A 25858-nucleotide genomic window follows, 5' to 3' on the forward strand; every position below is an offset into this window, starting at 1 on the left:
TGACGGCCCCGAGCACGGTGCTTCGCTTGGACAGGAAGGGGCGTCCTGTACCTGCTGCCGCACCCCAGTTCGAGGCCAGATACCCGCGCACCCACGTAATCATGCTGGTCAAGGAAATGGTCCACTGCAAGCCCTTGGCCTTCCCCTATGGCGCGCATTTCCACCGCACTCCTTTCAGCAGCTATTACCCATCCTTGAAGCTGAAACCGTCCGCTTTGCCCCATTTCCTGCCGATCTACAGCGCAATTCCGGCTTGAGTTATCGAACATTCGCGGCGTATTGTATTTAATGATTCAAATTCTCTTTTCCCGAATGGTGTCGGATGGGTCACTGAGTGGAAATTGAGAGAAACGCAAAAATGCCGCTGGAAAGGCGGCCTCTGCTGAGGATGAGACTGGAATGGTTGTCGATACAGTCACAGCGCACAGCAATGGCGCGACGTTTTTCCGGGGCGACCTCCACATCCATTCCTTCGGCGCGTCGTACGATGTGACGGACAGTGACGCGACCCCAGCCAACATTGTCGAGGTGGCCGTCAAGGAAGGCTTGGCGTTCGCCGCCCTCGCCGACCACAACGAAATCACTAATGTCCGCGAAGCCGTAGACCTTGGCGCCGCAAAGGGGCTGCTCGTCATCCCCGCGGTTGAGTTGTCGACACCGGAAGGGCACCTATTGTGCTACGCTCCGACACCCGACGCTCTTGAACGGTTCTTCAATCACTTGTCGATTGCGGAGCGACGCACGCCTAATTGCCGCTGTCAGACGGGGGTTTTCCAATGCCTTGACCTCCTGGGCGGCGAGGGTGGCTTTGCCGTCTTGGCGCACGTCGAACTGGCCGGCGCTTTCGAGGCTAATTTGCCGCGGTTCACGCCCGCAAAGCTGGACATTCTGTGCCATCCCAGTTTGCTTGCTATCGAGGTGACACGCGTTGATTGCCCGGTGCTTTACACCGACCGCGACACTGACAACGATCGCCGGGCAGCCGCGAACGAGCGTATTCAGCGCCTTCGCCTGGGCTCTCAGCAATTCCTGGCCAGGATCTTCAACAGCGATGCCCACACACTCGTGGCGGTCGGCCGCAATGCGCAGAGCAACCGGCGCATCACGCGTTATAAGATGGAGGCGCCTAGCTTTGAGGGCCTGCGGCTTGCTCTGATGTCGGCCGACACGCGTGTGCGCATCGAGGATGAAGTCCCTTCATCCGTACCATGGGTGCAGGGCGTGCATTTCCAGGGCGGTTTTCTTGATGGTGAAGCGATCAATTTCAGTCCCAACCTCACCTGCATCATCGGCGGACGGGGGAGTGGAAAGTCGACGACCTTCGAGAGCGTCTGCCTGTTGAGAGGCGCCTCCTCTGTAGCTGAGATTCCCGTGATCGACAGCGACGTGTGGCCGGATGTCGTGTCAGTCGTCTATCGCGATGAGACGGCGCAAAGCCACGTTCTTGCCCGCAGCAAGTTCGGCGATGTTGAAAACGTCGACGACCCCATGACAGGCCCCATTGCCTTCCCGATCGAGAGCTACCGCCAGGGCGAGGCCAACGAGATCAGCAAACGGGTACAGGACAATCCTCTGGCCCTCCTCACCTTCCTTGATCGGCTGATCGCCGTCGAGCAGGCTATCGCCGAGGAGGACGTAGCCCGCGAACAGTTGATCGACTTGGCGCCCAAAGTGGACAAGGCGCGGATCAATGTTGACAAGATTCCAGACTACGAGAAGGAGCTGAAACTCAAGCAGGATCAACTCGCACGGCTTCGCAAGGACAAGGGTGAGGACGTCATCAAGCTCCAACAGCGCCTTGAAGGCGAGAAACGGGCGCGCAATACTATCGAACTCGCTTTGGGCAAACTGAACGGAGCGATCAGCAGTGAAGCGGTGACCAGCATCACCGGGACGATCAAGGCTTCCGTCTCCGACGGCCTCATCGAGGTGGGTGCCCCTGAAGCAGCCCAGATCAAGGGCAACACCACCAGCTATGAGGTGGCGGTCGCGGGCTCGACCACGGCCCTGAGGCAGGTTACCGCCGCCTATGTCGCCGGCGTGCGGGCGCAGATTGCGACTTGGAAAGCCAAAGAAGGTCAGACGTCCGCGGCGATCGAGACCAAGAAGAAGGAGCTTCTTCAGGTTGGCATCCGGCTTGATATGCCATTTATCCAGAAGTTGGTCGCCGATGAGGCCAAGGCAGGCGAGAACGTCAAGAACCTGAAGACCTGGATTCCCGAGCTCGCCCGGCTCCGGAAGGAATATGCGGAGTTGCTTCGGCAGCGCTGGGCCGCCCGCGAACGGGTGGCGACGATCCGAACGGCCTTCGCCGCGCGTGCGTCGAACGCGCTGAAGAGCACCCTTTCCGATCTGTTCGTGACGCTCAAATTTGACCCGAGCAGTCTGTCGCCCGATGCCGAGCGCCTGATCATCGACGCCATGGGGTGGCGCACGCTCCAGCAGGTCAAGGCCGGCGCGTTGATCACCAAGCTCACCTTGCCCGTCCTGCTGGACTGCATTCGGCGGAAGACCCACAAGCCGATCACGGCGCTGCGGAACGACGCCAACGCTCCCGTCTTTGCGCAGAACGAGGCCGAGATGCTCATCGAGCGTCTGGCCGAACCCAACCTGCTGTCGCAACTGGAGACGGTCGCCGTCTACGACCGCCCTCGGCTGAGCGTCACCAAACGGATCGATGTGCCGGGCGAAGCACCAAAGTTCATACCGCGGGACTTCAAGCGGCTGTCGCTCGGCCAGCAGCAATCCGTGCTTCTTGCTTTGATGTTGACCAGCGAAAGTTGCGCGCCGTTAATCGTCGACCAGCCGGAAGACAATCTGGACAGTGAATTTATCTACAAGACGTTAGTGCCCGTGATTCGCGCGGCGAAGGAACGGCGCCAAGTCATCGTCGTCACGCACAATGCCAATATCGCCGTGCTCGGCGACGCCGAGTTGATTGTCGTCCTCAAGGCGACGAATGAGAAAGCGACGATCACAACGCGTGGGTCGATCGACCAGCCCGATACGCGCGAAGCGACATGCGCGACGCTGGAAGGCTCACGCGAGGCCTTCGACCGTCGCGCCGCCATTTACGGGGTGATTGGAAGTCAGCGCGGACGATAGGAAAAGTGTAAACCACCTGCCTTCTGGTGATAGGGTTTACCTTGAAGTCGGCCGAACGACTATTTCACAACCTGCAATGTGGACTTGGCAGCTTTGGACATTCCGGTCGTATCAGGCTTGTTCAAGGATGGATTGAGGTCCGGATCGTCCAGCGTCATCGACAGCACTTCCTGAAGATCCGATCCGTCCGGCACCGCCGCCAGCCCGTCAACGACCTTCAGGATCACCCGCATCTTTGCCTCTGACAGGGCGCCCTGGCGCTTCACGACGGCTTCCCAGATACCCTTCACAGCGTTCAACTTGCCCCGGCTCGACATGCCGAAGTGCTGAAGCAACGCCATGTCCAGGTAGTGCCGCACCGTCGTGGTGACCTGGCTGTGTCCCATCGCTTCGGCCAGCCGCTCCATCGCCATGTTTACCACGGTTTGGTCGAAGCGGTAGCCGTTCAGCGCGAAGCACTCGTGCCACAGCCGGGACGCCGTAACGGTGGCGTAGTGGGCGCGCAGCCGATGCCCGCTACCGCTGATGCCCGTTGCGTTGAAGGCGTCCTTCATCAGGTCGGCGATGGCGCCTGGTGTCATCGGCCCTTTGGTCTTGAACGACAGGAACGCCTGACCCGGGGCCAGGAACTTCTTGTCTCGCGCCGCCCACGCCGCCGTCTGCTCGCGGCGCACTATCCATACGCCGACCTCCAGCAGGTCGCGCACCAGGTCAATGGCGAATGGCGCCATGCGGGTCTTGCGGCCCTTGCCGGTGACCTCGACGTAGAGGCTGCGGCGATGGCGCGCCTCCAGGGCGTCCAGAGCGGCCAGCAGAGCCGAGCGCGCCTCCAGGCTTTCCGACAGCGCATCGAGGGCATGACGGCTGCCACGGGCCGCCGCAGGCGGTTCTGCGGGCACCTGGATGGATTCGGTGCGCAGTGCCCTGGCCAAAGCGTCGAGGGACAGGTCGGCAACCTCCTGGGCGCGCAGGCCGCCATCGACCATACAGCGGCCGATCAGCCAGTTCCGCTCGGCCTCCAGACCCAGGCAACGCTGAGCATCGTCCCCGGCCCGCTGGGTGGTCTGGCGGTCAGCCTTGGCGCGCAGCCAAGTCAGGATCTTGCCAACTTGAAACTCGTCCGGCGTCGGGCGCTTGGTCCGCTTCTTGCCAACCCGCTCGGCTCCTGACCACATCTCCCGCACCTCGGCCTTCGGTCCCAGGTTGGTTTTGCTGGTGATGGGGAAATACACGCCGTCGCGGGCACTGGCCCGGCCGACGAACAGTCGCCGGGGTTCGCCGCGCTCGTCGAAGGGCAGCACCTCCGGCAGCAGGCGGTAGAACTCGAACACAATGTCGAGCTTGCGCTCGACTTGGCAGGCCTTGATATCGCCCGCCGCGATAGCGTCACGCTGGCACTCCCGCCACTGGCGCAGCAGCAGGTCGTCAGCCTCGTCCCAGCGCCTGCCCTTGCAGGTCAGAAAGGCCAGCCACTCGCGGAGGGCATAGGCTTCCGGCTTCATCGAGCTGGTCCGCACCCGGGCGACCTCGGCTGAGTAACCGAAATAGGCCAGCACCGGTTCGCACAGGCGGCCGTCAGGCCAACGCAAGATGGGCAGGCCGGGGCGGCGCTCGCCAGCCCAGCGAAACTCATCATCGGCGAAGGTGAGGCGGAAGTCCGATGGCACCACCCCCATGGTCACCTCCGCACCACCGGCTGGACGCCCACCATCTTTTGAAGCTGGCGGACTTGGTCGAGCAGATCGGCGTTTTGTCGTTCCAGGTTGGCGATGATGCGGTCCTTGGCCTCCAGCTCCCGCTTGAGGTTGGCGCCCCGATCCTTGGCTCGCACCTCCAATACCTCCAGAGCGCGGCGGAACCGCTCCATCAGGGCGGCATTCCGGCCATCCTTGGCATCGACCTGGGGATCGGCCCACGGCCAAAGGCCGAACCTGACATCGGCCCAGCGGCGCAATTTGGCGCGGTCCCATGGCACGGCCTCAGCCATGCCCGCCGGGATGCCGTTACGACCCCAACGTTCCAGAGTCTCGACCTTCCTGGTCAGGGACGTCACCGCGCGGCGCCCCTTGTCCTCCGGCCGAAGGCGCTTCACCGCCTCTGGCGGCAGCTCGGTGTCCCAGGTCGGAGTATCCATGCTCACGCCCTCCCTTTGGTGGCGGCCTTGGCCGCGGCAATGGCCCCCTTGAATCGCGCCAGCTTATCCGCAGCGGATTCTCGGGATGCCGGCGTAGCGCCACGGGCGACGGCATCTTCAAGCCGTTCCAGAGTGTTGGTGAGGACATGCTGATCGGCCTTGAAAGCGGCGCAGTGGGAGCAACCCAGACAGACATAGGCGCTGCTGAACGCATAATCCGGCCGAACGTCCTCGTGGACCGGCCCGCCCGACTGCCAGGGCGAACGATGTCCAGCCTTGGCCCGGAGGCAGGCCGCCTGTGCCAAGTCATCGGCATCATCTGGTCGGCAACCGCAATGAGCGGCATGGCCCGGCACCGGCTCCAGGTAATGGGTCTTGGCGTAGTCCTGGAGCAGGGAGGTCAAGGGCTGGCGGATGGCTTCGGGGTGATTGGAGCGGGAGCCAATGCGCACCTTGGCGGACGCCTTGGCCACCATGCCGTCGAGATCGCCGTAGAGCCTCTTCGCCCCCTGGCCGATGGGGGTTTCGACGCCGTCCCACATGGCCAGCATGCAGTGAACCAGGGCCTCGCAGCGGACCTCGTTGAAGACGGCGCCGCGGTCAGCGAGATCGTCGAGCAGCTTCTTGGCATCGACCAACCACTGCCGGTCTTCGGCCGACATCGCGCCGCGGGCGACCTGGGTACGAGCGGCAATCTCTTCCCGCAACCGCCCTATCGCGCCGGGCAGGGCCTCGTTGACATACACCCTGGTCATCTCGGGCAGGAAATGTCGCAGAAACCTACTGAGCGCGTCCAACGATGACGCCTCGAAACCATGATAATACGCCACGGCGAATCCGCGCCGGAGCTGATGCGGCTTCACCGCCCAGCTATCCCAGCCATCCGGCAGCGCCAACCCGTTTAATGCCGCAAATTCCGGCAGCGTCTTGTGCAGCACAAATGGAATATTCTTCCGTTCACCCCGCCCCATTCTCATCAGTTCAAAAAGCCAGCGATTACCAGTTCTGGCTCGGGTCGTCGCTGTCAATGCTTCCAATACCTGAACAGCGGATTTTACAAGATGAGGAACCGGAATGCGGTCGCAATCCCTCAACGTCTTCTCGATATAGATGGTGAGTTCACACAGGCCTGGTATATCTTCCGTCAGGCAACCATTTTGTAGACTGGTGGTTTCCCTGAGCCGCCGCGCTCCAAAACCCGCGATGAGGATGGCGCAGGCGGTCATCAGGTATTTGGCTGCGTCGCCTACACTTAGCCGCCCTTCCGTGTGCGACCGTGAAGACCAGTCTGGGGCCAATAGGGGCAGGCCAGATGGAGCCATTCTGTCGAAGTCTGCAAGGATGAGCTCCCGCTCGCGTTTGTAATGGCGGTAATCGCGATTTAGAACCTCATTCAGACACCGGGTCTGTTCCACTGCATATATGATGTACGACGCATATTGCGTTACCCAGACCGCAGCAGCATTGAGCAACGCAAAGAAATCACGTGGAAGGAGCGTTGCTGTTCGATTGCCGTCCTTGCCAATGCGCTTCGCGTGTACGCCTATCTCGCCACGTTCAAATGGATCAAAGGAAAGTGGATCGTGTCCAAGGAACCCGCCTTTGGATAAGCGCGCTAGATACACCCAGGGGAGCAAAATTGTTTTGACAGCATCGGCCGCGCGTTTCCTATCGCCGCGACCTTTCTGATGAATTGCGGTCGTCGCCGCTAAATCGGCCGCGTATTCCGGCGCAAGAATCGGCAGCCGGTCTATCAATTCAGTTCTGAAGGTCGCTGATCGAGACAGCGCAGAATAATTCACCCCAAGAGAACCGGCCAGAGATGTCCAATCCACTCGGACTAGCTGCCCAGCGGCTTTACTGATCGGCAACGAAAATCGCCCGGTCCGCGCCTTGTCCGTCAGGTGGTCAAGGCGGTCTATTATCGGCACCAGATCCAGGATGTCACCGGATCCGAGGCACTCCATGAAACCATCGAAATGCTCTGGCCGAATCTCTGACGTCCACTCCATACCACGACTGCGGCGCCACCGCACGAACCAGTCGAAGTTCAAGGACAACCTGAACGTTCTCTCGGCGGATAGCGGTCCGCGACGAGCGCCATACGTCATGGCCATGAGACAGACGAGCTTCTTCGAAAGATTGTCCTGGCGCGATCGTTCATCAGCGAGCGTCATCCCGCCAACATCAATCACGCTGTCGAAGCTGAGGGTGAGGCGCGTATTGTCCTTCCTCACGTTCGCATCTTCCGTCGCAATTAGCCAACAGTCATCCAGCAGATTGCGGCTCGCACCGTCGTGCCATTGCGCCGTCGCGGCGGTTCTCTTTGTGGCGATCACCTGCTCGGGCAACGCCTGGGCGGCCAGGATGCGCTCATACTCGAATCTGCTCATGCCGGCTCTGACAGTACCGCAAATATGCACTCCTACCCCTCCAGTATCGGGGGCAGCGTGATGCTGCCAGCGTTCAACGCGCGCTGGGTTCGCCGGGCGACAGCCTGGTAGGCATGTTTCAGCCCTTTACCGAAAACAGCTTGGCCAATGGCCTTCACTGCTGCCAATAGGGGAAGCCCTTGAACAGCCCATCGCCCTGGGTGGACCTGCTGTCGTGCCGCTCGAAGCGCCTTATGGGCCAAAAAGAGATCCCGGAGATTGTCTTCCGTTGGCGAGAAATAAAGCGGCCGCGTGGATTTTGTAGTGAAATCGCGTTCCAATCCCACGGCCGCGGAAATTCCCGAGGCTTCCGCAAGACGGCGGAACCAGTCTAGCTCGGCGGCCGTCAGGCCTATGTGTACCCGAATAGACTGATCGCTAAGAATGAGTGCTTGGCAGGCATTCTGGAAAAAGCGAATGGAGCGGTCCAGTTCCGCTGTAATGTCGGCATCATTCAGGTAATGCGGCATCAGCACGCCGCCGCTGGTATGCCCTGCAATGGTTTGCGTTGCCGTGACGGAACCCGTTTCCCGAACCCGCAGGGAGAGATAGGTTTTGCGCAGGGACTGGAAGGACACGCCATCGCGTGCCAGCACGCTCCCGCGGCCATTTTCCCGAATGCTGCGTCCGTCTGAACGAAATAGCCCTCCGGATTTGGCCAAATAGACGAAAAAATCCTTTTCATAGGCCCGGCCAAGGTCAAAACCGCGAATCACATCCGTCATTTGCTGGTAGCGGTCGAGGACGTCCAGCAGGGGTGCTGTTCGGTCCATGATGGATATTCCGTCACCCCGGCCGGTCCGATCATAATCATTGGTCGCCGCATCCCATTCCCTGCGCATTCGTTCTTCAGCCAAGCCCGATACCGGAGAAGCCGATTCGAGATAGGCAAGAACATTGTGATCGGCGCGACGCTTGAAGGATTCGACGAAGGCCGATGTCGCGATGCCACATTCTGAGCGAGTCCGAAAAATGAAGGGGTCGCGGGGGAGGCCCAAGATCGGCTGGCGGTTCCAGCCTGTATCACAGCAGAACACCACCGCGACCATCATGCTGGCGTGAAAGGTGGGACCGCAGCACATGAGTGCCACGTTGTGTAGGACAAAGTCTTTGAGCATGGCCATGCGACTGCCAATGGACAGCCCCGCGGCTTCCCAGATGCGGATATCCCGCAATTCCGCCAACAGCGCCGCGATCTCCGGGGAAACCTCGTTCACCGGGTCGAACTGAGACCGACCCGTCGTCTCCCAGCTTCGCCGCTCTGCCTCCAGCAGTGTCGGGATGCCCGATGTGCCGTCTGCCTGCGACATCGTCGCACGCCCGGCCAGGACATCCTGACCGAAGCGGAAGAACCGCTCATGGCGGTCGAACTCGGCGACCGCTGCCTGCCTGACCAGGCTGAGCCCGAGGCGTTCTCTCGCCGCGATCCCGTTGACGCCTTCAAACTCGGGCCATTGGAGGCGGCCGAGGGTGGAAATCTTGCCGACCGCACGAGGGACCGACACGAGGCTATGCATATATTGGGGATATCGCCGATCTGGGAGCGCCCCCAATGCCTCCAGGGTGTTCGCGGCGGTGTATGCATATCCGCGAACCGTATGCGCTGCAGTGTTCGGGGCACGCGACATCGCGCCGATCCACCGATTGACGGCCGAAGCGAGCAGATGAACCGCTTGAACCTCGGAGAGGTCGCCAGGAGCCGCCGCGATGAGAATGCCCCGAAGCGTGTCGGCAGCGGGCTGACCGTCTTTGGCAAGCCACTGGAGGAAGTGCCGAATTCCAAGACTCTGGGCAGTGCGCCTTGCCGCGCCGTCAATCGTCGTGACCGTCACGAGGTCTTTGACGAACTGCGGACCATATTGGTTTTGGAGATCAAACCATTGTGGGGGCGGGGGTGCAGGGCGTCGTGTTGCCACCGGCAAGGGTCCTCGATAGCACTCCTCGTCGCCAGGAATGCTATGATATTGCTACACTCCCGTCTATCGGCGCTGCGGCGCTATCCTACATGCACACTCATACGGCAAAACTCGGTCGAAACCCTGGCGTATCCGATCAGGTGGGGTGCCGGGCTGGAGTGTCGCGTTTGGTCCATGCCCTTTCATGACACCATAACGCGACAACTTTCGCAACAGGCCGCGCCGCGCCGCTCCGGTCCGCCCAGAACCGTCGCTTAATGGCTCGTTTTCACGACATCGGAAAGGTGCAGTCCGGCACAGAGGCGGTTACGATCCGGATGTGCCAATGCCCAGCCGCCACGCTGTCCAACGCCACGTGGGCCATGGCAGTGCCCCTCACGCTCATTGGTCCCGTCCTCCGGTTCCATAACCGCCTGCAGATCGTTCAGCCGCGTCACGCTACCGAGAATCGGAATCGGCGGAAACGGCAAGGGGATCAACTCTCGTTGGGCGCCGCCTCACGAAACCCGATCGATGCCATTTTTGCCCAGAGCGCCGGATCGGTGATGTCTTTCCTTAACGGCAGACCTCTCGCCCCCAACAAACCTGCCCGTCCGATCCGCAGCATAGCCAGGGCGGCGTCGTGCAAGGGCATGCGATCGAACAGTGGATGCGCCGAGGCGTCCCACCAGATAGCGGTCGGCCATGAGATCAGAATCGTCGAGCGGCAGGGTAGCCAGCCCAGCAAGATCATGACCGCATCGGCAATGGCGCGGGGAGGTCGGAACGCGCGAAGGGGAGCTCCCGCAATTGGGGCAGACGTCCAAAAGCAGAACGCCGTGAACCGGACAGCTCACCACCCCGGTCAGATCCCACCAGATCCGCCGGTGGGGCCGACAGGACTCCGGCCCGTCCCCCATCTCAAGGTCAATACGTAAGCAGCACGGACAGACACGTCCGGCAGCACTGACCGCGCGGTGGTTCGCCGCCACATCGACTCGCTCCGTTCCGATCCACAAAATCCCAGCTTGGTCGGTGACCATCGTGGAAGCGGCAATGGTCGCCTTGGCCAGCCCGGCCAGACAAGCGAGTTCGGCCAGACGGCGACCGCATTCGAGTTCATGCACGAAGTCGGCGATGCCGAACGCCATGTCCGCGACGAACGCCCGGCTGGCGGAATAACCGTGACGCACAGCCAGGCGTCCAAGAAGGCCGTATGCGGGCTCGAACGGAGCCGGGCGGACACGCAGGGGGATAGGCCGAAGGTTGGGAGGCAACGCCTTCATGAACGGGTGAAGGGGGTGAAGGCGGCGCGTCCCGTCGCCTTGAGCGTGGTGACACGCGAGCCGTCCGAGCCGACGCGCAGGGCGGCCAAGGCCGCATCGCGGGCGGCCTGCTGTTGGATCCATAGGCTTTTCAGCCGAGCGTCGTCGCAAAGGAACGGGTTGTCGGCGGGCCGGCTTCCCGCCGCTTGCCCGGTTCCGACGCTGTCATCGAGGACGGCATCGAAATCCAGAACATCGTCAGGCTCATAGGTTTGATGCCAGCCGTCATGAACCTCGGCCATCAGTTCCTTGCTGATGAAGCGGAGGCTGCCGGCCTTGGCACGGGACAGGGCTTCGCTGAGGTACTTTGACACGATGCCGATTTCACCGCCCGTGGCCACATAGAAGCGCTTGGCGAAGTCGGACTTCGCCAAACCGGAGGGTTCCGGCAATTCGAGCACCTTCTCGAAGGTGGCGAGAAGGACCGAGAAATGGAAGCGTCCGGAGCGGGTGCTCCAATTGTAGGGCGCCAGGATCATCGACGGCTGCAGACGGCGATGAAGCTGCCGGTAGCAGGTGATCTGAAGGAGCGCCGGCAGCCCCGCGATGACGATCTGCCGCTTCGTCCGGTTGAGCAGCGACTTGATGAACTCCGCTACATCCTCGGTTTGCTCGGGCTTTGTGCTGCTCACCATGTGATGGCCCTCGTCGATGAAGATCATCTCCGTGCCCACCTGGTCGGCGTAAAACTCGATCTTCCGAATGATGTCGTTGGTATCCCAGTGATCGGCAGCCTTGTAACCGAAGGCGCCCAGCAGCGCGGCGACGAGCGCCCGCTGGGTGGTTTTCTTGGGGGCTTCGACGTAGACAATGGGGCGACGGTCGGCGTCCAGCAAGACGTCGGTCGGTACGGATACGATGCCTTTGACGGTGTTTTCCAAGGCAACGTCCGGATAGGCGCGTTGGTAATCCTCCAGCGCGGTCGTTTTCCCCGCCCCCGGCGCGCCGACGATGAGCAGAGCCCTGGCTTTCAGTGGTCGGCTCCCTGTCGGCTGGCAGCGGCTGTGCAGGCGGGCGATGGCCGCCTGCGCCGCGACAAGGTTGGGGTGTGGCAGCACCGTCGTCTCGAACACGACGATCGGATCGGCCATCTCCGGACGGGCAGCGGTCAGCGCAGTGCCTTGAACCATTCTCCACTGATCCTTTCGATTTCGCTCTCCATGTCCACAGGCGTCGGGGCGGGGGAGCAGGGTGGCGGGAGCGACGGGGACGGAACGTGCTCCGGCGGAACGGGGGGCGTGTCTTGCTGGCGTGAACGACCATCGGGCGACGGGAGCGCCGTCGTTGCCAGCGAGGAGGAATGACGCGCCGAAGTCAGCAAGCCGCCCGCCAGCGGGGTGAAGGTCTCACCATTGACATCGTAACGGGCCGCCCGCGCTGCGGTCGTGGTCCGGGCCCCTTTCTCGAACAGGGCGCGGACACTGTCCTCGGCCAGGGCCCTCGCCTCCCGCAGATGCTGGACCGTGATCGGCAGGCCGGCGGCGAGGTTGCGCTTGGCCATCAGCTTGTGGACGCGGTGCTGGTAGCGGTGACCGGTGAGGATGGCTCGCATCAACTCGCCGGCGAGTTGGGGCGGGATGGTCTCGGGCCGCCCCTGCCGCGCCAGGGCGTAGAGCAGCGCCGCCGGAGACGGCGGCGTCTTCCAGGCCGGCGGCTCGAGCCGCAAATCGTCCCAATGCGCGCTCAGCCGGTCGAGCAGCGCTCCCGCCGTCAGCTCCTGCCAGAAGCGCACCGACAAGCGCGGACCGTTCGGTGCGAGGCCAAGGATATGCACGCCGATGCCGGGGTCGATCCCGAGCCCAACGGCCTGGGCCGCAGACGGAGCGCCCAGCCAATCCCAGCTCCGGCCGGTTTGCCGCCGGTCGTTCCCGTCGCGTACGGGAACAGGCGGGCCGGTGGGACGCAGCGCGGCGGTCACCAGCGCCTCGACCCGGCGGGCCGCTGCCTCGCCGTGAACGGCGGCGTCGGCCCAGAACACCGTGGTGGTGTCGCCGATGCGCAGCGTGGCGCGGCGGCCCGGTGCCAGCAGGGCGTTGAGCGCGGCGCCGTACCGAAAGGCGGCGGCCTCCGACACCGGGGCGTTGTCCCCCTGGCGCTTGCCGTGGGAGGTGAAGGCGGCCTGATGGAAGGAGACCAGCGAGGCACCGGTCTTGCGGGCTCCCCACACGCCTTTGATGGCGGGATGCAGGCGGGCGGTCGGCGCGGTGCAGCCGCTGACCAGGCACACCGCCTCGGGCCGGTCGCCATCGCTGGCGTGGGGCTCCCACACCGCCCGCGCCGCCGGGCGGTCGTGCAGGAAACGGGGGCGGCCGTCGGCATCGGTGTCGCCGGCGAGGCGGAAGACAATGGTACGGTCGAGCAACGCCGGGGAGAACGGCGCCTGGCCGAAGCGCTCCGGGGTCCACGAACGCAGGAAGCACCGGACGGCCAACAGACCGGGATCGTCCATACCGTCGAACAGCAACTCGTGCCAGTCGCGGAAGGCGGCGGCGCGGTCGGCGTAGGCCCGTGGTTCGCTCCCTTCTGCCGGACGGCCAAGCCCGAGGACATAGCGGCTGTTGTCCCACAGGAAGAACGGAGGAGGCTTGATCCCCGACCGCTTGAACGAGCGTGGCACCGTCATCGGCCGCCCGTGGCTCTGGCCCTTCGCCCCGAGCCGCAGATCGTCGCAGGCGACGGCTTCACCATCGGTGGACAGCACGAGACCGAAGGTGATGCGTTCGCGGGTGAAGCCGAAGGGGACGACGTCATGGCAGCGTTCCAGCCGGTCGTAATGGGCGGCAAGAGCGGCAAGGACGCTCATGGCCGCACCGCCGCCGCAACGAAAGGCGGAACGTCGATGACGCCGTCGCGCAGGACGGCATGAAAGAAGCGGGAGGCATGATTGTTGGCGTAATCGATGTCCAGCAGCATGAGACCGAGGTCGCGGTCGCGCTGGTCGCCGGGGAGCTGGTGCATCGGCGGGGATCCCTCCCACAGCATGACGTCGGCCGGAAACTCGCGGGTGCCGAGGCAGGGGGAGCGGAAGCATTGGCCGCGCCGGGCGCGGCGGGTGAAGATGCCAAGGGGAATGTCCAGCCGGTCCCCAACCGGGGCGTCATCGGTCAGGGTGAGGCCGGCGGTGATGAGATAATCGACCTCGACCAGGATGGTGGCGGCGCGTCGTTGCCGGTTGTCGGCGGCGATTCGCGGCAGGGTCTGAAAGGCACCGTTCCGCATGGCATGGCGCACCGAGGCAACCGGGATACGGTCACCGATCTCGTTGCGGCTCAGCGACTGGAAGCGGATTGGCTTGAGGACATGGATGCGGTCGATGATCCAGCGCAGCCCGGGGCGCCAATACACGCTGTCGAAGATACCGCGAGCGGCGGACGGAGTAATGACATCGTAGGAGACGCGTTCGGTTTTGAACTCCGCGCGAGAAAAGCAAGCTCGAGCCCCCGAGACGCGCAATGTGACGCTGTGCGGCATGGAGAACCTCCTGCGATGAGCGTTCCCCAGCAGGATAACCGAATTTCATCCCCCTGAAATCGGGCATTCGTGAGTGAAATACAGAAAAGTTCACTGGTATATAGAATTTCATCCTATTCAATACTGATTATTTTGGCTCTCTATTAGGTTCATCAGAAGATATTGGTCGAATTTATATTCGTTAGATGCCTCTTTTTATTTATAGATGGGAGGAAGAAATATTATTTTTCATCCGTCGCGAAACCTACCCTTCCTGACCATGGAAGCCATCCAAAAGCGAGCCTTGGCCAAGCGGCCACAACACGCAGAAAGCGCATCATATTTCACAAGGAAAATTGTTCATTGGATGCTGTTTTACGGCTGCTCAGCATCCTGGTCGGTGATCTTGGCGCGCGGTTGTGGCGGACCATTTTATGGTTCCGCGGAGTGCGGTTTATGGGTGCTCTCGTAACAGTTTATGGTTCCATCCAGACGTCCTTCACCGCCCCGATCAGAAATTCCTTGTTTCCTTCGGGGCCGGTGATCGGGCTTTCGGTGACGTCGAGCACGCGCCAACCCGGCAGGGCGTCGAGCCACCCGCGGATGCGGTCGCAGACCTCCTGGTGCAGTTCGGGTTCACGGACCACCCCACCCTTGCCGACGCGGCCCTTGCCGACCTCGAATTGCGGCTTGATGAGCGCGATCAGCCGGCCGCCTGGAACCACCAGGGAAAGGGCGGCGGGAAGCACCACCTCCAACCCGATGAAGCTGGCATCGCACACCACCATATCCACGGGATCGGGAATCTCGGCGCTCGTCAGGTGACGGGCGTTCGTCTTTTCCAGAACCACCACGCGCGGGTCGTTGCGCAGCTTCCAGGCCAGTTGCCCGTGCCCGACATCCACCGCGTAGACCTTGGCAGCGCCGCGGGTCAGCAGCACGTCGGTGAAACCGCCGGTCGAGGCCCCCAAGTCGATCGCGGTCAGGCCGGTGGGATCGATGCCGAAGACGTCCAGCCCCTTGACCAGCTTCAGCCCGCCGCGCGACACCCAGGGATGGTCCTGCCCCTTCACCGACAAGGGAGCGTCCTCGGCGATCGCGTCGCCGGCCTTGTCGATGCGCTTGGTGTCGGAATAGACCAGCCCCGCCAGGATCAGCGCCTGCGCCTTGGCGCGGCTTTCTGCCAGCCCGCGCTCCACCAGCGCCACATCCGCACGCACCCGCGCCATCTCAGAACTCCCCCATCGACGAGGCTGGATGCATGGCGCAGGACGCGGCGTTCGGCAAGAGGCGATGAGCCGTCACAGGCGGCGGAGGATCAGAAAGGCAGATCTAGGACGAAGCGCGCGCCGGGAGCGTTCGGCTCCGCGCGCAGCTTTCCCTTCAACTGGCCCGCGAAGGCCCGCGCCACCTTCATGCCCAGCGAGTCGGCGCGCGCGACCTCGAAGCCCGGCGGCAGGCCCCGCCCATGGTCGGCGACGGTCAGGCGGCGCCCCCCCTCGTCCCGCGGCACGAGGCTGACCTCGATGTTCCCTGGGCTGCCCGCCGCATAAGCGTACTTGGAGGCGTTGCCGACCAGTTCGTTGAGGATGAGGGCGAGCGGGATCACCGAATCCACCGGCACCATCGCCTGCTCGACCGTCACGGCGATGCGGCGTTCCGGACCACCGACCGCGAAGTGGCTTTCCATCTCCCGGCAGGCGTCGCTCAAATAGGCCCCGAAATCGACGAGGCTGCCGCGGGCGGCAGCGTGGACGCGCTGGTGCGCCTGGGTCACCGTGCCGATGCGGCTGCACGCCTCCTGAAAGGCGCGGCGCATGTCCGGGTCCTTGGCCGACAGGGTCTGGAGCGTCAGCAGGCTGGACACCAGTTGAAGCGTGTTCTTGACCCGGTGGCTGACCTCCCGCGCGTGGTGATGGGCGGTCTCGGTCGATTCGGACTCAGCGGGACGCAGGGTGACCAGCAGCGACGGGCCGCCGTCCAGGGCGGCCACATTCAGGTCCCAGGACACCTCCTCCGGCCCGGTGATCCGCAAGCGGGTGCCCTCGCCATTGCTCAGCGTCTCGGCCATGCGCACGGCGGAGGCTTCCGGAAAACGGTCCGCCAACGGATGCCCCGGCTGCAAGCCCAGGGCCCGCATGGTGGCGTTGGCGTAAAGACAACGGAAGGACGTCCCGTCGATCACGGCAGTGGGCGTCGGAGACGACTCAACGATGGACCGGAACATCCCCGGACCATCCTGAGCCGATGCGCCGTTCTCGTCGGATGCGCGCCCAGCACCCGCTGCAAACACCTGAGGCATGTTCGACAACACCCAGTCCCGCCGGATACGTTAATTATCTATTGTTTTCGAATTGTAAGACAGCGGTCCCAGCCGCACCAGAGAAAGCGCCCCGCCCGACCTTAGGCTAATGGCAGTAGCCCCTTCGTTCAGGGTCGACATTTGCTGCCGAGCGGCGGCGCTTTCCCTTCGGAGTCAGGCCCGCACCGCCGTCGCCTCGATCCCCAGCGCCTGAAGCGCCGTGGCGACGATGTGACGGGCGGCGAGACCGGCCTCCTCATACTGCTTGGCCGGATTGTCATGATCGAGGAAGCGGTCGGGCAGGACCATCGGGCGGATCTTCAGCCCGCCGTCCAGCAGCCCGGCCATCGCCAGATGCTGCAGCACAAAGCTGCCGAAGCCGCCGACCGAGCCCTCCTCGATGGTGATCAGCACCTCGTGCTCCAGCGCCAAACGGCGCACCAGCTCCTCGTCCAGCGGCTTGGCGAAGCGCGCGTCGGCCACCGTCGTCGAGAGGCCGCGCGCGCCCAGCTCCGCCGCCGCCTTGCGCGCTTCGGCCAGACGTGTGCCGTAGCTGAGGATCGCGACCTTGGTGCCTTCCTGGAGGATGCGCCCCTTGCCGATGGGCAGAACCTCACCACGCTCCGGCAGCTCCAGCCCCACCCCCTCGCCGCGCGGGTAGCGCAGCGCCGAGGCGCGGTCGTCGATGGCGGCGCTGGTCGCCACCATGTGCATCAGCTCCAGCTCGTCCGCCGCCGCCATCAGCACGATGTCGGGCAGGCAGCCGAGATAGGCCACGTCGAAGGCCCCGGCGTGGGTCGCCCCGTCCGCCCCGACCAAGCCGGCGCGGTCGAGCGCGAAGCGCACCGGCAGGCGCTGCAGCACCACGTCGTGCACCACCTGGTCGTAGGCGCGCTGCAGGAAGGTCGAGTAGATCGCGCAGAAAGGCTTGAAGCCCTCGGTCGCCAGACCGGCGGCGAAGGTCACCGCGTGCTGCTCGGCGATGCCGACGTCGAAGCAGCGGTCGGGAAAGCGCTGACCGAACAGGTCCAGCCCGGTGCCCGACGGCATGGCCGCGGTGATGCCGAGGACACTGGGGTCGCGCTCGGCTTCGGCGATCAAGGCGTTGGCGAAGACGCGGGTGTAGGTCGGGGCGTTGGACTTCGGCTTTGACTGGGCGCCGGTGACGACATCGAACTTGGCCACCGCGTGCAGCTTGTCGGCCGAGGCCTCGGCGGGGCCGTAGCCCTTCCCCTTCTTGGTGACGACGTGGATCAGGACCGGCTTGTCGTCGTCGGCGTCGCGCACGTTCTGCAGGACCGGCAGCAGATGATCCAGATTGTGGCCGTCGATCGGTCCGATGTAGTAGAAGCCCATCTCCTCGAACAGCGTGCCGCCGGTGACCATGCCGCGGGCGTACTCCTCCGCCCGGCGCGCCGCCGTGCGCAGCGGGCGGGGCAACTGTTCCGCGATGTCCTTGGCCAGATGGCGCAGGCTGAGATAGGGCTTCGACGAGATCAGCCGCGACAGATACGCGCTCATCGCGCCGACCGGCGGGGCGATGGACATGTCGTTGTCGTTCAGGATGACGATCAGCTTGCTGTTCGCCGACCCGGCGTTGTTCATCGCCTCGTAGGCCATGCCGGCGCTCATCGCGCCGTCGCCGATCACGGCGACCACATGGTTGTCGCGGCCCAGCTGGTCGCGCGCCACCGCCATGCCCAACCCCGCCGAGATGGAAGTGGAGCTGTGGCCGGCGCCGAACGGGTCGTATTCGCTCTCCGACCGGTTGGTGAAACCCGACAGCCCGCCGCCCATGCGCAGGGTGCGGATGCGGTCACGGCGCCCGGTCAGGATCTTGTGCGGGTAGCACTGGTGACCGACGTCCCAGATCAGCCGGTCGGCCGGGGTCTGGAACACGTAATGCAGGGCGACGGTCAGTTCGACCACCCCCAGCCCGGCGCCCAGATGGCCGCCGGTCACCGACACCGCGCTGATGGTCTCGGTCCGCAGCTCGTCGGCCACCTGCCGGAGCTGTTCGGGCTTGAGCGCGCGCAGGTCGGCGGGGGTGCGGACGAGGTCGAGAAGCGGCGTCTTGTCGTTGGGGGTCACGTTGGAAACGTCCTCCGTTCAGGTCCGCCGCGCGACGACGAAGTCGGCGACCGCTTTGAGGATATCGGCGCGCCCGTCGAAGATCTCCAGGTGCGCCTTGGCCTGGACGGCCAGCATGGCGGCCTGCGATCGGGCACGGTCCTGCCCGAGGATGGACACGAAGGTCGCCTTTCCGGCCTGCGCGTCGCGCCCGACCGACTTGCCGGTCTCCGCCTCCGTCCCCTCGATGTCCAGCAGGTCGTCGACGATCTGGAAGGCCAGCCCGAGATCGTGGGCGTAGGCGCGCAGAGCGAGCCGCTGCGGCGGCGGGGCCTTGCCCAGGATGCCGCCGGCCTCGCAGGAGAAGGCGATCATGTCGCCGGTCTTCATCCGCTGGAGCCGCGTCGTCGTGCCGAGGTCGAAGGTCTCATGCTCGGCGATCAGGTCGAGCATCTGGCCGCCGACCATGCCGTGCGGCCCTGCCGCCTTGGCGAGCGCCGCCACGAGCTGGCAGCGCACGTTCGGGTCCTCGTGGGTCGCCGGGTCGGCCAGCACCTCGAAGGCGTAGGTCAGCAGCCCGTCGCCGGCCAGGATGGCGGTCGCCTCGTCGAACTTGCGGTGAACGGTCGGCTGGCCGCGACGCAGGTCGCCGTCGTCCATCGCCGGCAGGTCGTCGTGGACCAGCGAGTAGCTGTGGACGAACTCCACGGCCACGGCGACGCGCAGCGCGCAGTCCGGGTTGACGCCGAACAGCGCCGCGGATTGGCAGACCAGGAAGGGACGCAGCCGCTTGCCGCCGTTCAGGCAGCCGTAGCGCATCGCTTCCAGCACGCGCGATTCGGGAAGGTCGGTCGTCGGCAGGAGGTGCAGGATCGCACGCTCCACATCGGCGGCCATGTCGGCCATGGCTGTCTTGAGGTCGGTCTGCACGTCAGTCGATCCGGGCGGGTTCGGTGCCGAGGGTGCCGTCGGCGGCAACGGTGATGCGGTCGATCTTGGCCTGGGCCTCGCGCAGCTTCGCCTCGCAATGCCGCTTCAGCGCGGTGCCGCGCTCGTAGGACGAGATCGCGTCGTCGAGCTTGCCGCGCCCGTCTTCGAGCTGGCGCACGATGCGCTCAAGCTCGGCCAGCGCGTCCTCGAAGCTGAGGGCGGCGATGTCGGGGGGAATGTGTGCAGCGTCAGCCATGATCCATCCGGCCAATGATCCATACGATGGGGTGCCCGCGATGGGACCGAAAACCGAAATTATGGCTCAGTCCCCAAATGCGCAAGGCCCGCGGCGGGCGTATCACGCTCCCACCACGGGCCTAGCCGGAAGAATCGGCCGGAAGAATCGGAAAGCTCAGCAATACATCAATTCGCGCACATGCGCCGCGGTGGCCGTGGCCAGGGCGCGCAGGTTGTAGCCGCCTTCCAGCACGGACACGATGCGGGCACCGCAATGGGTGCGGGCGAGATCGCCCAGCTTGCGGGTGGCCCAGGCAAAATCGTCGTCGGTCAGGTGCAGACCGGCCAGCGGGTCGCGCGAATGGGCGTCGAATCCAGCGGAGATGATCAGCAGGTCCGGTTTGAAATGGTCGATGGCCGGCAGGATGATGTGGGTCATCGCGTGCCGGAATTCCGGCGAGCCGGACATGGCGGCGAGCGGCGCGTTGACGCAGTTGCCGTACTCGCCCTTTTCCCCCGCGTCGCCCGTGCCGGGATACAGCGGCGACTGGTGGGTGGAGCAGTAGAGCAGGTCCGGGTCGCGCTGGAAGATGTCCTGCGTGCCATTGCCGTGGTGGACGTCGAAATCCATCACCGCCACCCGCTGCAGCCCGTGCGCCGCCCGCGCGTGGTAGGCGCCGACCGCGGCGTTGTTGAACAGGCAGAAGCCCATGGCCTTGTCATGCTCGGCATGGTGCCCCGGTGGGCGCACGGCGCAGAAGGCGTTGCGCGAATGGCCCGACGCCACCGCGTCCACAGCCGCGACCACCGCCCCGGCGGCGCGCAGCGCAGCCTCGCCGGAGCCGGGGGACATCACCGTGTCGGCGTCGATGCCGGCGTGTTCCTGCTCCGGCACCAGCGCCAGGATGCGCTCGACATGCTCCCGCGGGTGCGCCCGGGACAGCTGCTCAAGGGTGGCGAGCGGCGCCTCCTGCCGTTCGAGCATGTAGAATTCTTCGGTCTCAAGCGCGGCCAGCACTGCACGAAGCCGGTCGGCGCATTCCGGATGGCCCAGCCCTGTGTCGTGGTCCAGGCAGGCGGCGTGGGTGAACAGGGTGGTGAACATGCTTTATCTGTCTTTTTCGTTCGTGTTCGAGGCATTTCCCTGCACCCATTCTTCCCGGATCGCTAATGAAAGTACAGGATGATTGCGGGGCTTATCGTCACATCCCCCAACCGCCGTCCCCACCCCCTTTGCGCGGAGCACGTGCAAGCATCCTGTTCTCAGCGCCGTCAGGCGCAGCGTTCGATCACGAAGCGGTAAATGCCCCCCTCCTCCACGCTGGAGGCCAGCCGGTTGCCGGTGGCTTCGCAGAAGGCGGCGAAATCCTTGGGCGCGCTGGGGTCGGTCGCCTCGACGGTCAGCGTCGATCCGGGCGGCACCGTCTTCAGCGCCTTGCGCGCGCGCAGCACCGGCAACGGGCATTGCAGCCCCTTGGCGTCCAGCGTCTGGTCAGCCATCGTTCCTTGCACTCCTTTGGGCGCCTTTGGGCACCGCCGCAACGATTCGAGGCGGCGAGTCTAGAACGGCGGCGCGCGCGGCTTCAACCCGTTGAACGGTGCATTCGCAGAACGGGGAACATTCTTTCGACTACGGGACATCCACGGGTAGACAGCGCGGTACACTCTTCCATATGATTGAACACGAACGATAAACGGCGGTGCTGCGGCGCAAGGGTTGGGCGCAACGGTTCGCTGTTGCTTGGCGTCGACAGAAACGGTCGTTTCATGAACATTGCCGATCTGCAGAGCAACGCACGGCGGGCCAGCACGCTGCTCAAGGCCATGAGCAACGAGCGCCGCCTGCTCATCCTGTGCTACCTGACCGAGGGCGAGAAGTCGGTCGGCGAGCTGGAGGAGCTGGTCGACCTCAGCCAGTCGGCCCTGTCCCAGCATCTGGCCCGCCTGCGCCGCGACAAGCTGGTGCGGACGCGCCGCGCCGCCCAGAACATCTATTACTCGCTGAACGGTCACGAGGCGCAGACCATCATGGCGACTCTCCATGAGCTGTTCTGCGTGCCCATCACCCGCAAGAAGGACGAGGGGTCGCCAACCTCCGCCGAGGAAACGAGCAGCGCCCCAGCCTGAGCGCCGCCCTTCCCGTTTCAGGCCCGCCCAAGGAAGCGCCGCCCGAACAGCAGAACCGCCAGGGCCAACACCAGCCACCCCAGGATGAAGGCGCTGCCGCCGGTCGGGGCGGTCATGGCGAAGGGCAGCGGGCCGCTGGTGGCGGTCGCGTAGAGCGTCCCACTGAAGAGCAGGATCCCCGCCACGAACAGCCAACCCGACAGGCGCAGCGCCAGGCGCGCCGGGCCGTCGGCGGTGCGCAGCAATGCAACCAGGGCGACCAGGGCCAGCGCGTGCCACATCTGGTATTGCCCGGCCAGCCGGAACAGCTCCTGCCCGCGCGGGTCGCCGGCCAGCCCGTGGCTGGCATAGGCCCCCGCCCCCACCGCGACGGCGCCGTTGAGGGCCGCGAAGGCCACCCAGAGCCGATCAACCAATCCCATAGGTCCTCTCCACGCTGGCGTTCCCGCATTCCGTCCATTGCGGGCGGCGGGAAAAGTTCGATCTCGTAACCAACTGGCCCGCCCTTTGCTTAGCACGGATCGGCCAGCCATCTCATCCCCTCGGGAAACCGGGAGTCCGCGGCGGTTCGGCGCAAATTGATTTGCAAAATGCCAAAGGCTCGTGGTGAACCACATCATTCTGCACCGACAGCCGCAAGACACCCCCCACACCGAGCCGGCGCCACACAGCTCGCCGGTTTCCCTGGGCACGCTGCCACCGTCCGGGGAGGAGCGCCTGATCGCCTGGGCCGTGGCCCGCGGTGGGCGCCTGCTGGTGGTTGACGACAGCCCGACCAACCGGCTGCTGACCGCGGCGCTGATGCGCAAGGTCGGCTTCACCGTGGACACCGCGGACGGCGGGGCGGAGGCCATCGCCTCCGTCGCCGCGGCGGAGGTCCCCTACGACGCCGTGCTGATGGACGTCGCCATGCCGGAGGTGGACGGCATCGCCGCGACCCTGGCGATCCGGGCGATGGCCGGCCCCCGCGCCATGGTGCCGATCATCGCCGTCACCGCCCACGGCTTCGCCGAGGACCGCGACCGCTGCGTGGTCGCCGGCATGAACGATTACGTGCCCAAGCCGGTCCGCCGCCCTGAACTGCTGGCCGCCCTGAAGCGTTGGCTGGAGCCCCGGATGCCGGAGGACGAGACCGTCAGAAGGACGACCCCGGCTCCTTGAGGAACTCCGCCTCCTCCGGCGTCGTCTCGCGGCCGAGAACCGCGTTGCGGTGGGGAAACCGCCCGAAGCGCGCGATGACCTTGCGGTGGCGTTCGGCGTAATCCACGACCTCCGGATCGCTGACCCGCTCCCGGAACAGGGTGCAGGACAACTCCTGACAGTCCATGTCCTCCTGATGCTCGAACGGCAGATAGAGGAAGATCCGCTCGTCCTCGGTGCATTCCAGGTCGTATCCCTGCTCCACCACATGGCGGGCCACCGCCAGCGCCTTGCCATCGGTCGCGAAGGCCCGCGGCGAACCGCGGAAGACGTTGCGCGGCACTTGGTCCAGCAGGACGCAGAGCGCCAGGCAGCCGTCCACATCCTCCAACCAATGATCGTACCGCCCCTCCGCCGCCGCCTCGTGATGGGGAAGCAGCGTGTCGCGCACCGTCCGGTCGAAACTGTCGGACTGGCGGAACCAGTAGGGCTTCATCGCTTCGTCGAACCAGAAATCCACGATCTCGTCGATCAGCCTGTCGGTCATCTGCACCACCTTCGCCTGGGAATGGGGTCGCCGGTCAAGAACCTCGCCCACAAAAGAACAGGGCGCCCGAAGGCGCCCTGTCCAGTCTCGATCATCCACACCGGGCCGGGACGCGGCTCAGTGCAGGGTGCTCCACAGCTTGCGCTTGGTGGCGTACATCAGGCCGGCCAGCACGATCAGGAACAGGATCACCTTCACGCCCATCTGCTTGCGCGCATCCATGTGCGGCTCGGCGATGAAGGTCAGGAAGGTGCTGATGTCGTGGGCCTGCTGCTGCACCGTCGCCGGGGTGCCGTCGGCGTAGGTCACGCCGTCCGGCATCAGGATGTTGGGCATGCCCACCTGATGACCCGGGAAGTACTTGTTGTAGTTCATGCCCGGCATCAGGGTCACGCCTTCCGGCGGGTTCTCCTCGAAGCCGGTCAGGAAGGCGTAGAGGTAGTCCTCGCCGCCGACGCGGGCCTTCGCCATCAGCGACAGGTCCGGCGGCAGGGCGCCGTTGTTAGCGGCGCGGGCGGCGTTGTCGTTGGGGAACGGCGACGGGAAGCGGTCGGCCGGGATGCCCGGACGCATGAACATCTCGCCCGCGTCGTTCGGACCGGCCTGGACCTCATAGCCGGCGGCGATCGCCTTCAGCTCGTCCTCGCTGAAGCCGATGCCGGCGAGCGTGCGGATCGGGACCAGCTTGGCCGAGTGGCAGGTCGAGCAGACTTCCTTGTAGATCTGGAAGCCGCGCTGCGCCGAGGCCTTGTCGATGGTGCCGAAGACGCCGCTGTGCGACCACTCCTGCTTGGGAATGTGCACCGCTTCCGACGCCTGCGCGGCGCCGGCCAGACCCAGGGCGACGGCCGCGGAGAGGATGGCAGACTTCAGAGAGCGCATTATGCCTTCTCCATGGGCTTGGCGTGGGCGCCGGCGGCAACGCGGCCACCGCCCTTCAGAACCGGTTCGCAGATGCTGGCGGGGAGCGGCAGCGGACGCTCCAGCTTGCCCAGCAGCGGCAGCAGGATCAGGAAGTGGAAGAAGTAGTAGGCCGTGCCGATGCGGGCGACCAGCAGCCACACGCCTTCCGCGGGCATCGCGCCGGCGTAGCCGAGGACCAGGGCGTCGATGGCGAGGATCCAGAAGAACTGGCGGTAGATCGGACGGAACTTGCAGCTGCGCACCTTGGAGGTGTCGAGCCACGGCAGGGCCGCCAGCACCGCGATGGCGCCGAACATGGCGAGCACGCCGCCCAGCTTGTCCGGGATCGCGCGCAGGATCGCGTAGAACGGCAGGAAGTACCATTCCGGAACGATGTGCGCCGGCGTGACCAGCGGGTTGGCCGGGATGTAGTTGTCCGGATGGCCGAGGTAGTTCGGGGCGAAGAAGACGAAGGCCGCGTAGAAGATCAGGAACACGACGACCGCGAAGCCGTCCTTGATCGTGACGTACGGGTTGAACGGCACGGTGTCCTGCGGGCCCTTGGCGTCGATGCCCAGCGGGTTGTTGGAGCCGGAGACGTGCAGGGCGGCGGTGTGGAGGACGACCAGGCCCAGCAGCACGAACGGCAGCAGGAAGTGCAGCGCGAAGAAGCGGTTCAGCGTCGGGTTGTCGACCGAGAAGCCGCCCCACAGCCAGGTCACGATCGGGTCGCCGACCAGCGGGAAGGCCGAGAACAGGTTCGTGATGACGGTGGCGCCCCAGAAGCTCATCTGGCCCCACGGCAGCACGTAGCCCATGAAGGCGGTCGCCATCATGGCCAGCAGGATCAGCACGCCGAGGATCCACAGGATCTCGCGCGGCGCCTTGTAGGAGCCGTAGTAGAGACCGCGGAACATGTGGATGTAGACGGCGATGAAGAACATCGACGCGCCGTTGGCGTGGACGTAGCGCAGCAGCCAGCCGTAGTTGACGTCGCGCATGATGCGCTCGACCGAGTCGAAGGCGATGGTCGTGTGCGCGGCATACTGCATCGCCAGCACGAGGCCGGTGGCGATCATGATGACCAGCATGATGCCGGCGATGGCACCGAACGCCCACAGATAGTTGACGTTCCGGGGCATCGGATACTGGTTGTACTCATGGTCCAGCATCGTGAAGATCGGCAGGCGGCTGTCGATCCACTTCACGACGGGATTCTTGAACTGGGGGGCGTGAGCCTGAGCCATCTTGGGGTCTCCAG

General features: G+C 64.7%; 22 protein-coding genes and 1 pseudogene. 3 read left to right on the forward strand and 20 right to left on the reverse strand.

Annotated features, from left to right (window positions below; translation table 11 throughout):
* Window positions 1–399: 399 nt before the first annotated feature.
* On the forward strand, window positions 400–3105 hold the full coding sequence (locus tag ABAZ39_RS18210; RefSeq protein ID WP_040134268.1) for a TrlF family AAA-like ATPase: 2706 nt from the start codon (window positions 400–402) through the stop codon (window positions 3103–3105).
* A gap of 59 nt (window positions 3106–3164) precedes the next feature.
* Here the strand turns inward: ABAZ39_RS18210 and ABAZ39_RS18215 are convergent, their stop codons facing one another.
* The 16 genes and pseudogenes from ABAZ39_RS18215 to ABAZ39_RS18285 all read right to left on the reverse strand — a co-directional run bounded on the left by ABAZ39_RS18215 (window position 3165) and on the right by ABAZ39_RS18285 (window position 21380).
* On the reverse strand, window positions 3165–4781 hold the full coding sequence (locus tag ABAZ39_RS18215; protein ID WP_040134269.1) for a site-specific integrase: 1617 nt from the start codon (window positions 4779–4781) through the stop codon (window positions 3165–3167).
* Window positions 4782–4783: 2 nt separating this feature from the next.
* Entirely contained in the window at window positions 4784–5239 is a 456-nt protein-coding gene (locus tag ABAZ39_RS18220; RefSeq protein ID WP_040134270.1) for a hypothetical protein, read from the reverse strand.
* 2 nt (window positions 5240–5241) lie between these two features.
* Window positions 5242–7632 carry a hypothetical protein gene (locus ABAZ39_RS35695; protein ID WP_144243585.1) on the reverse strand — a complete coding sequence of 797 codons (2391 nt, stop codon included), beginning with the start codon at window positions 7630–7632 and terminating at the stop codon, window positions 5242–5244.
* A 32-nt stretch (window positions 7633–7664) separates the two neighbouring features.
* Window positions 7665–9503 (reverse strand): hypothetical protein, encoded by a 1839-nt coding sequence (locus ABAZ39_RS18230; RefSeq protein ID WP_144243586.1) that lies wholly within the window; start codon window positions 9501–9503, stop codon window positions 7665–7667.
* A 559-nt stretch (window positions 9504–10062) separates the two neighbouring features.
* Window positions 10063–10320 carry a hypothetical protein gene (locus ABAZ39_RS37025; RefSeq protein WP_040134273.1) on the reverse strand — a complete coding sequence of 86 codons (258 nt, stop codon included), beginning with the start codon at window positions 10318–10320 and terminating at the stop codon, window positions 10063–10065.
* An 85-nt stretch (window positions 10321–10405) separates the two neighbouring features.
* A pseudogene (locus tag ABAZ39_RS37755) lies at window positions 10406–10852 on the reverse strand (TniQ family protein); the annotation flags it as partial.
* Complete coding sequence (locus tag ABAZ39_RS18240) at window positions 10849–12021, reverse strand: TniB family NTP-binding protein (protein ID WP_040134274.1); 1173 nt, start codon at window positions 12019–12021, stop codon at window positions 10849–10851. The pseudogene ABAZ39_RS37755 and the gene ABAZ39_RS18240, both read right to left, overlap by 4 nt.
* Entirely contained in the window at window positions 12000–13694 is a 1695-nt protein-coding gene (gene cas8c / locus ABAZ39_RS18245; RefSeq protein WP_051658238.1) for a type I-C CRISPR-associated protein Cas8c/Csd1, read from the reverse strand. The genes ABAZ39_RS18240 and cas8c overlap by 22 nt, the downstream gene beginning before the upstream one ends.
* Window positions 13691–14362, reverse strand: coding sequence for a type I-C CRISPR-associated protein Cas5c (gene cas5c / locus ABAZ39_RS18250; RefSeq protein WP_040134275.1), 672 nt, complete (start codon window positions 14360–14362; stop codon window positions 13691–13693). The genes cas8c and cas5c overlap by 4 nt, the downstream gene beginning before the upstream one ends.
* 455 nt (window positions 14363–14817) lie before the next feature.
* Window positions 14818–15570, reverse strand: a complete 753-nt coding sequence (locus ABAZ39_RS18255) for a TlyA family RNA methyltransferase (protein WP_040134276.1) — start codon at window positions 15568–15570, stop codon at window positions 14818–14820.
* An 89-nt stretch (window positions 15571–15659) separates the two neighbouring features.
* Window positions 15660–16568, reverse strand: coding sequence for a sensor histidine kinase (locus ABAZ39_RS18260; protein WP_051658239.1), 909 nt, complete (start codon window positions 16566–16568; stop codon window positions 15660–15662).
* A gap of 249 nt (window positions 16569–16817) precedes the next feature.
* The gene (gene dxs / locus ABAZ39_RS18265) at window positions 16818–18734 is read right to left on the reverse strand and encodes a 1-deoxy-D-xylulose-5-phosphate synthase (RefSeq protein WP_040134278.1); all 1917 of its coding nucleotides are present in this window, start codon (window positions 18732–18734) and stop codon (window positions 16818–16820) included.
* Window positions 18735–18752: 18 nt separating this feature from the next.
* Complete coding sequence (locus tag ABAZ39_RS18270; protein ID WP_051658404.1) at window positions 18753–19619, reverse strand: polyprenyl synthetase family protein; 867 nt, start codon at window positions 19617–19619, stop codon at window positions 18753–18755.
* Window positions 19620–19644: 25 nt separating this feature from the next.
* Entirely contained in the window at window positions 19645–19899 is a 255-nt protein-coding gene (locus ABAZ39_RS18275; RefSeq protein WP_040134280.1) for an exodeoxyribonuclease VII small subunit, read from the reverse strand.
* A gap of 156 nt (window positions 19900–20055) precedes the next feature.
* Complete coding sequence (locus ABAZ39_RS18280) at window positions 20056–20985, reverse strand: histone deacetylase family protein (protein ID WP_040134281.1); 930 nt, start codon at window positions 20983–20985, stop codon at window positions 20056–20058.
* A 167-nt stretch (window positions 20986–21152) separates the two neighbouring features.
* Window positions 21153–21380, reverse strand: coding sequence for a sulfurtransferase TusA family protein (locus ABAZ39_RS18285; protein ID WP_040134282.1), 228 nt, complete (start codon window positions 21378–21380; stop codon window positions 21153–21155).
* Between the two features lie 267 nt (window positions 21381–21647).
* On the opposite strand from ABAZ39_RS18285, the gene ABAZ39_RS18290 reads away from it, so the two are divergent.
* Window positions 21648–22007 (forward strand): ArsR/SmtB family transcription factor, encoded by a 360-nt coding sequence (locus ABAZ39_RS18290; RefSeq protein ID WP_040134283.1) that lies wholly within the window; start codon window positions 21648–21650, stop codon window positions 22005–22007.
* A 17-nt stretch (window positions 22008–22024) separates the two neighbouring features.
* Here the strand turns inward: ABAZ39_RS18290 and ABAZ39_RS18295 are convergent, their stop codons facing one another.
* Window positions 22025–22429 (reverse strand): DUF423 domain-containing protein, encoded by a 405-nt coding sequence (locus tag ABAZ39_RS18295; protein WP_040134284.1) that lies wholly within the window; start codon window positions 22427–22429, stop codon window positions 22025–22027.
* A gap of 184 nt (window positions 22430–22613) precedes the next feature.
* On the opposite strand from ABAZ39_RS18295, the gene ABAZ39_RS18300 reads away from it, so the two are divergent.
* Window positions 22614–23168: a response regulator gene (locus ABAZ39_RS18300; RefSeq protein WP_247881717.1), complete on the forward strand. Its 555-nt coding sequence runs from the start codon at window positions 22614–22616 to the stop codon at window positions 23166–23168.
* Here the strand turns inward: ABAZ39_RS18300 and ABAZ39_RS18305 are convergent.
* The 3 genes from ABAZ39_RS18305 to ABAZ39_RS18315 form a co-directional block, all read right to left on the reverse strand.
* The gene (locus ABAZ39_RS18305; RefSeq protein WP_014198446.1) at window positions 23143–23694 is read right to left on the reverse strand and encodes a DUF924 family protein; all 552 of its coding nucleotides are present in this window, start codon (window positions 23692–23694) and stop codon (window positions 23143–23145) included. The genes ABAZ39_RS18300 and ABAZ39_RS18305 overlap by 26 nt on opposite strands.
* 117 nt (window positions 23695–23811) lie before the next feature.
* Complete coding sequence (locus tag ABAZ39_RS18310; RefSeq protein ID WP_040134285.1) at window positions 23812–24576, reverse strand: cytochrome c1; 765 nt, start codon at window positions 24574–24576, stop codon at window positions 23812–23814.
* Window positions 24576–25844, reverse strand: coding sequence for a cytochrome b (locus tag ABAZ39_RS18315; protein ID WP_040134286.1), 1269 nt, complete (start codon window positions 25842–25844; stop codon window positions 24576–24578). Before ABAZ39_RS18315 ends, ABAZ39_RS18310 begins: the two co-directional genes overlap by 1 nt.
* Window positions 25845–25858: the final 14 nt, after the last annotated feature.

The organism is Azospirillum argentinense (assembly GCF_000632475.1).
GTDB classification, from domain to species: Bacteria; Pseudomonadota; Alphaproteobacteria; order Azospirillales; family Azospirillaceae; genus Azospirillum; species Azospirillum baldaniorum.

Excerpts from the sequence above, each read along its gene's own strand:
- ABAZ39_RS18215 (WP_040134269.1), bottom strand. The coding sequence starts at position 4,781 with ATGGGGGTGGTGCCATCGGACTTCCGCCTCACCTTCGCCGATGATGAG.
- ABAZ39_RS18275 (WP_040134280.1), bottom strand. The coding sequence starts at position 19,899 with ATGGCTGACGCTGCACACATTCCCCCCGACATCGCCGCCCTCAGCTTC.
- ABAZ39_RS18260 (WP_051658239.1), bottom strand. The coding sequence starts at position 16,568 with ATGTTCCGGTCCATCGTTGAGTCGTCTCCGACGCCCACTGCCGTGATC.
- cas5c (WP_040134275.1), bottom strand. The coding sequence starts at position 14,362 with ATGCCGCACAGCGTCACATTGCGCGTCTCGGGGGCTCGAGCTTGCTTT.
- cas8c (WP_051658238.1), bottom strand. The coding sequence starts at position 13,694 with ATGAGCGTCCTTGCCGCTCTTGCCGCCCATTACGACCGGCTGGAACGC.
- ABAZ39_RS18255 (WP_040134276.1), bottom strand. The coding sequence starts at position 15,570 with ATGGCGCGGGTGCGTGCGGATGTGGCGCTGGTGGAGCGCGGGCTGGCA.
- ABAZ39_RS18305 (WP_014198446.1), bottom strand. The coding sequence starts at position 23,694 with ATGACCGACAGGCTGATCGACGAGATCGTGGATTTCTGGTTCGACGAA.
- ABAZ39_RS18270 (WP_051658404.1), bottom strand. The coding sequence starts at position 19,619 with ATGGCCGACATGGCCGCCGATGTGGAGCGTGCGATCCTGCACCTCCTG.
- ABAZ39_RS18310 (WP_040134285.1), bottom strand. The coding sequence starts at position 24,576 with ATGCGCTCTCTGAAGTCTGCCATCCTCTCCGCGGCCGTCGCCCTGGGT.
- ABAZ39_RS18295 (WP_040134284.1), bottom strand. The coding sequence starts at position 22,429 with ATGGGATTGGTTGATCGGCTCTGGGTGGCCTTCGCGGCCCTCAACGGC.
- ABAZ39_RS18220 (WP_040134270.1), bottom strand. The coding sequence starts at position 5,239 with ATGGATACTCCGACCTGGGACACCGAGCTGCCGCCAGAGGCGGTGAAG.
- ABAZ39_RS18210 (WP_040134268.1), top strand. The coding sequence starts at position 400 with ATGGTTGTCGATACAGTCACAGCGCACAGCAATGGCGCGACGTTTTTC.
- ABAZ39_RS18290 (WP_040134283.1), top strand. The coding sequence starts at position 21,648 with ATGAACATTGCCGATCTGCAGAGCAACGCACGGCGGGCCAGCACGCTG.
- ABAZ39_RS18315 (WP_040134286.1), bottom strand. The coding sequence starts at position 25,844 with ATGGCTCAGGCTCACGCCCCCCAGTTCAAGAATCCCGTCGTGAAGTGG.
- ABAZ39_RS37025 (WP_040134273.1), bottom strand. The coding sequence starts at position 10,320 with ATGATCTTGCTGGGCTGGCTACCCTGCCGCTCGACGATTCTGATCTCA.
- ABAZ39_RS18240 (WP_040134274.1), bottom strand. The coding sequence starts at position 12,021 with ATGGTTCAAGGCACTGCGCTGACCGCTGCCCGTCCGGAGATGGCCGAT.
- ABAZ39_RS18280 (WP_040134281.1), bottom strand. The coding sequence starts at position 20,985 with ATGTTCACCACCCTGTTCACCCACGCCGCCTGCCTGGACCACGACACA.
- ABAZ39_RS18285 (WP_040134282.1), bottom strand. The coding sequence starts at position 21,380 with ATGGCTGACCAGACGCTGGACGCCAAGGGGCTGCAATGCCCGTTGCCG.
- ABAZ39_RS35695 (WP_144243585.1), bottom strand. The coding sequence starts at position 7,632 with ATGAGCAGATTCGAGTATGAGCGCATCCTGGCCGCCCAGGCGTTGCCC.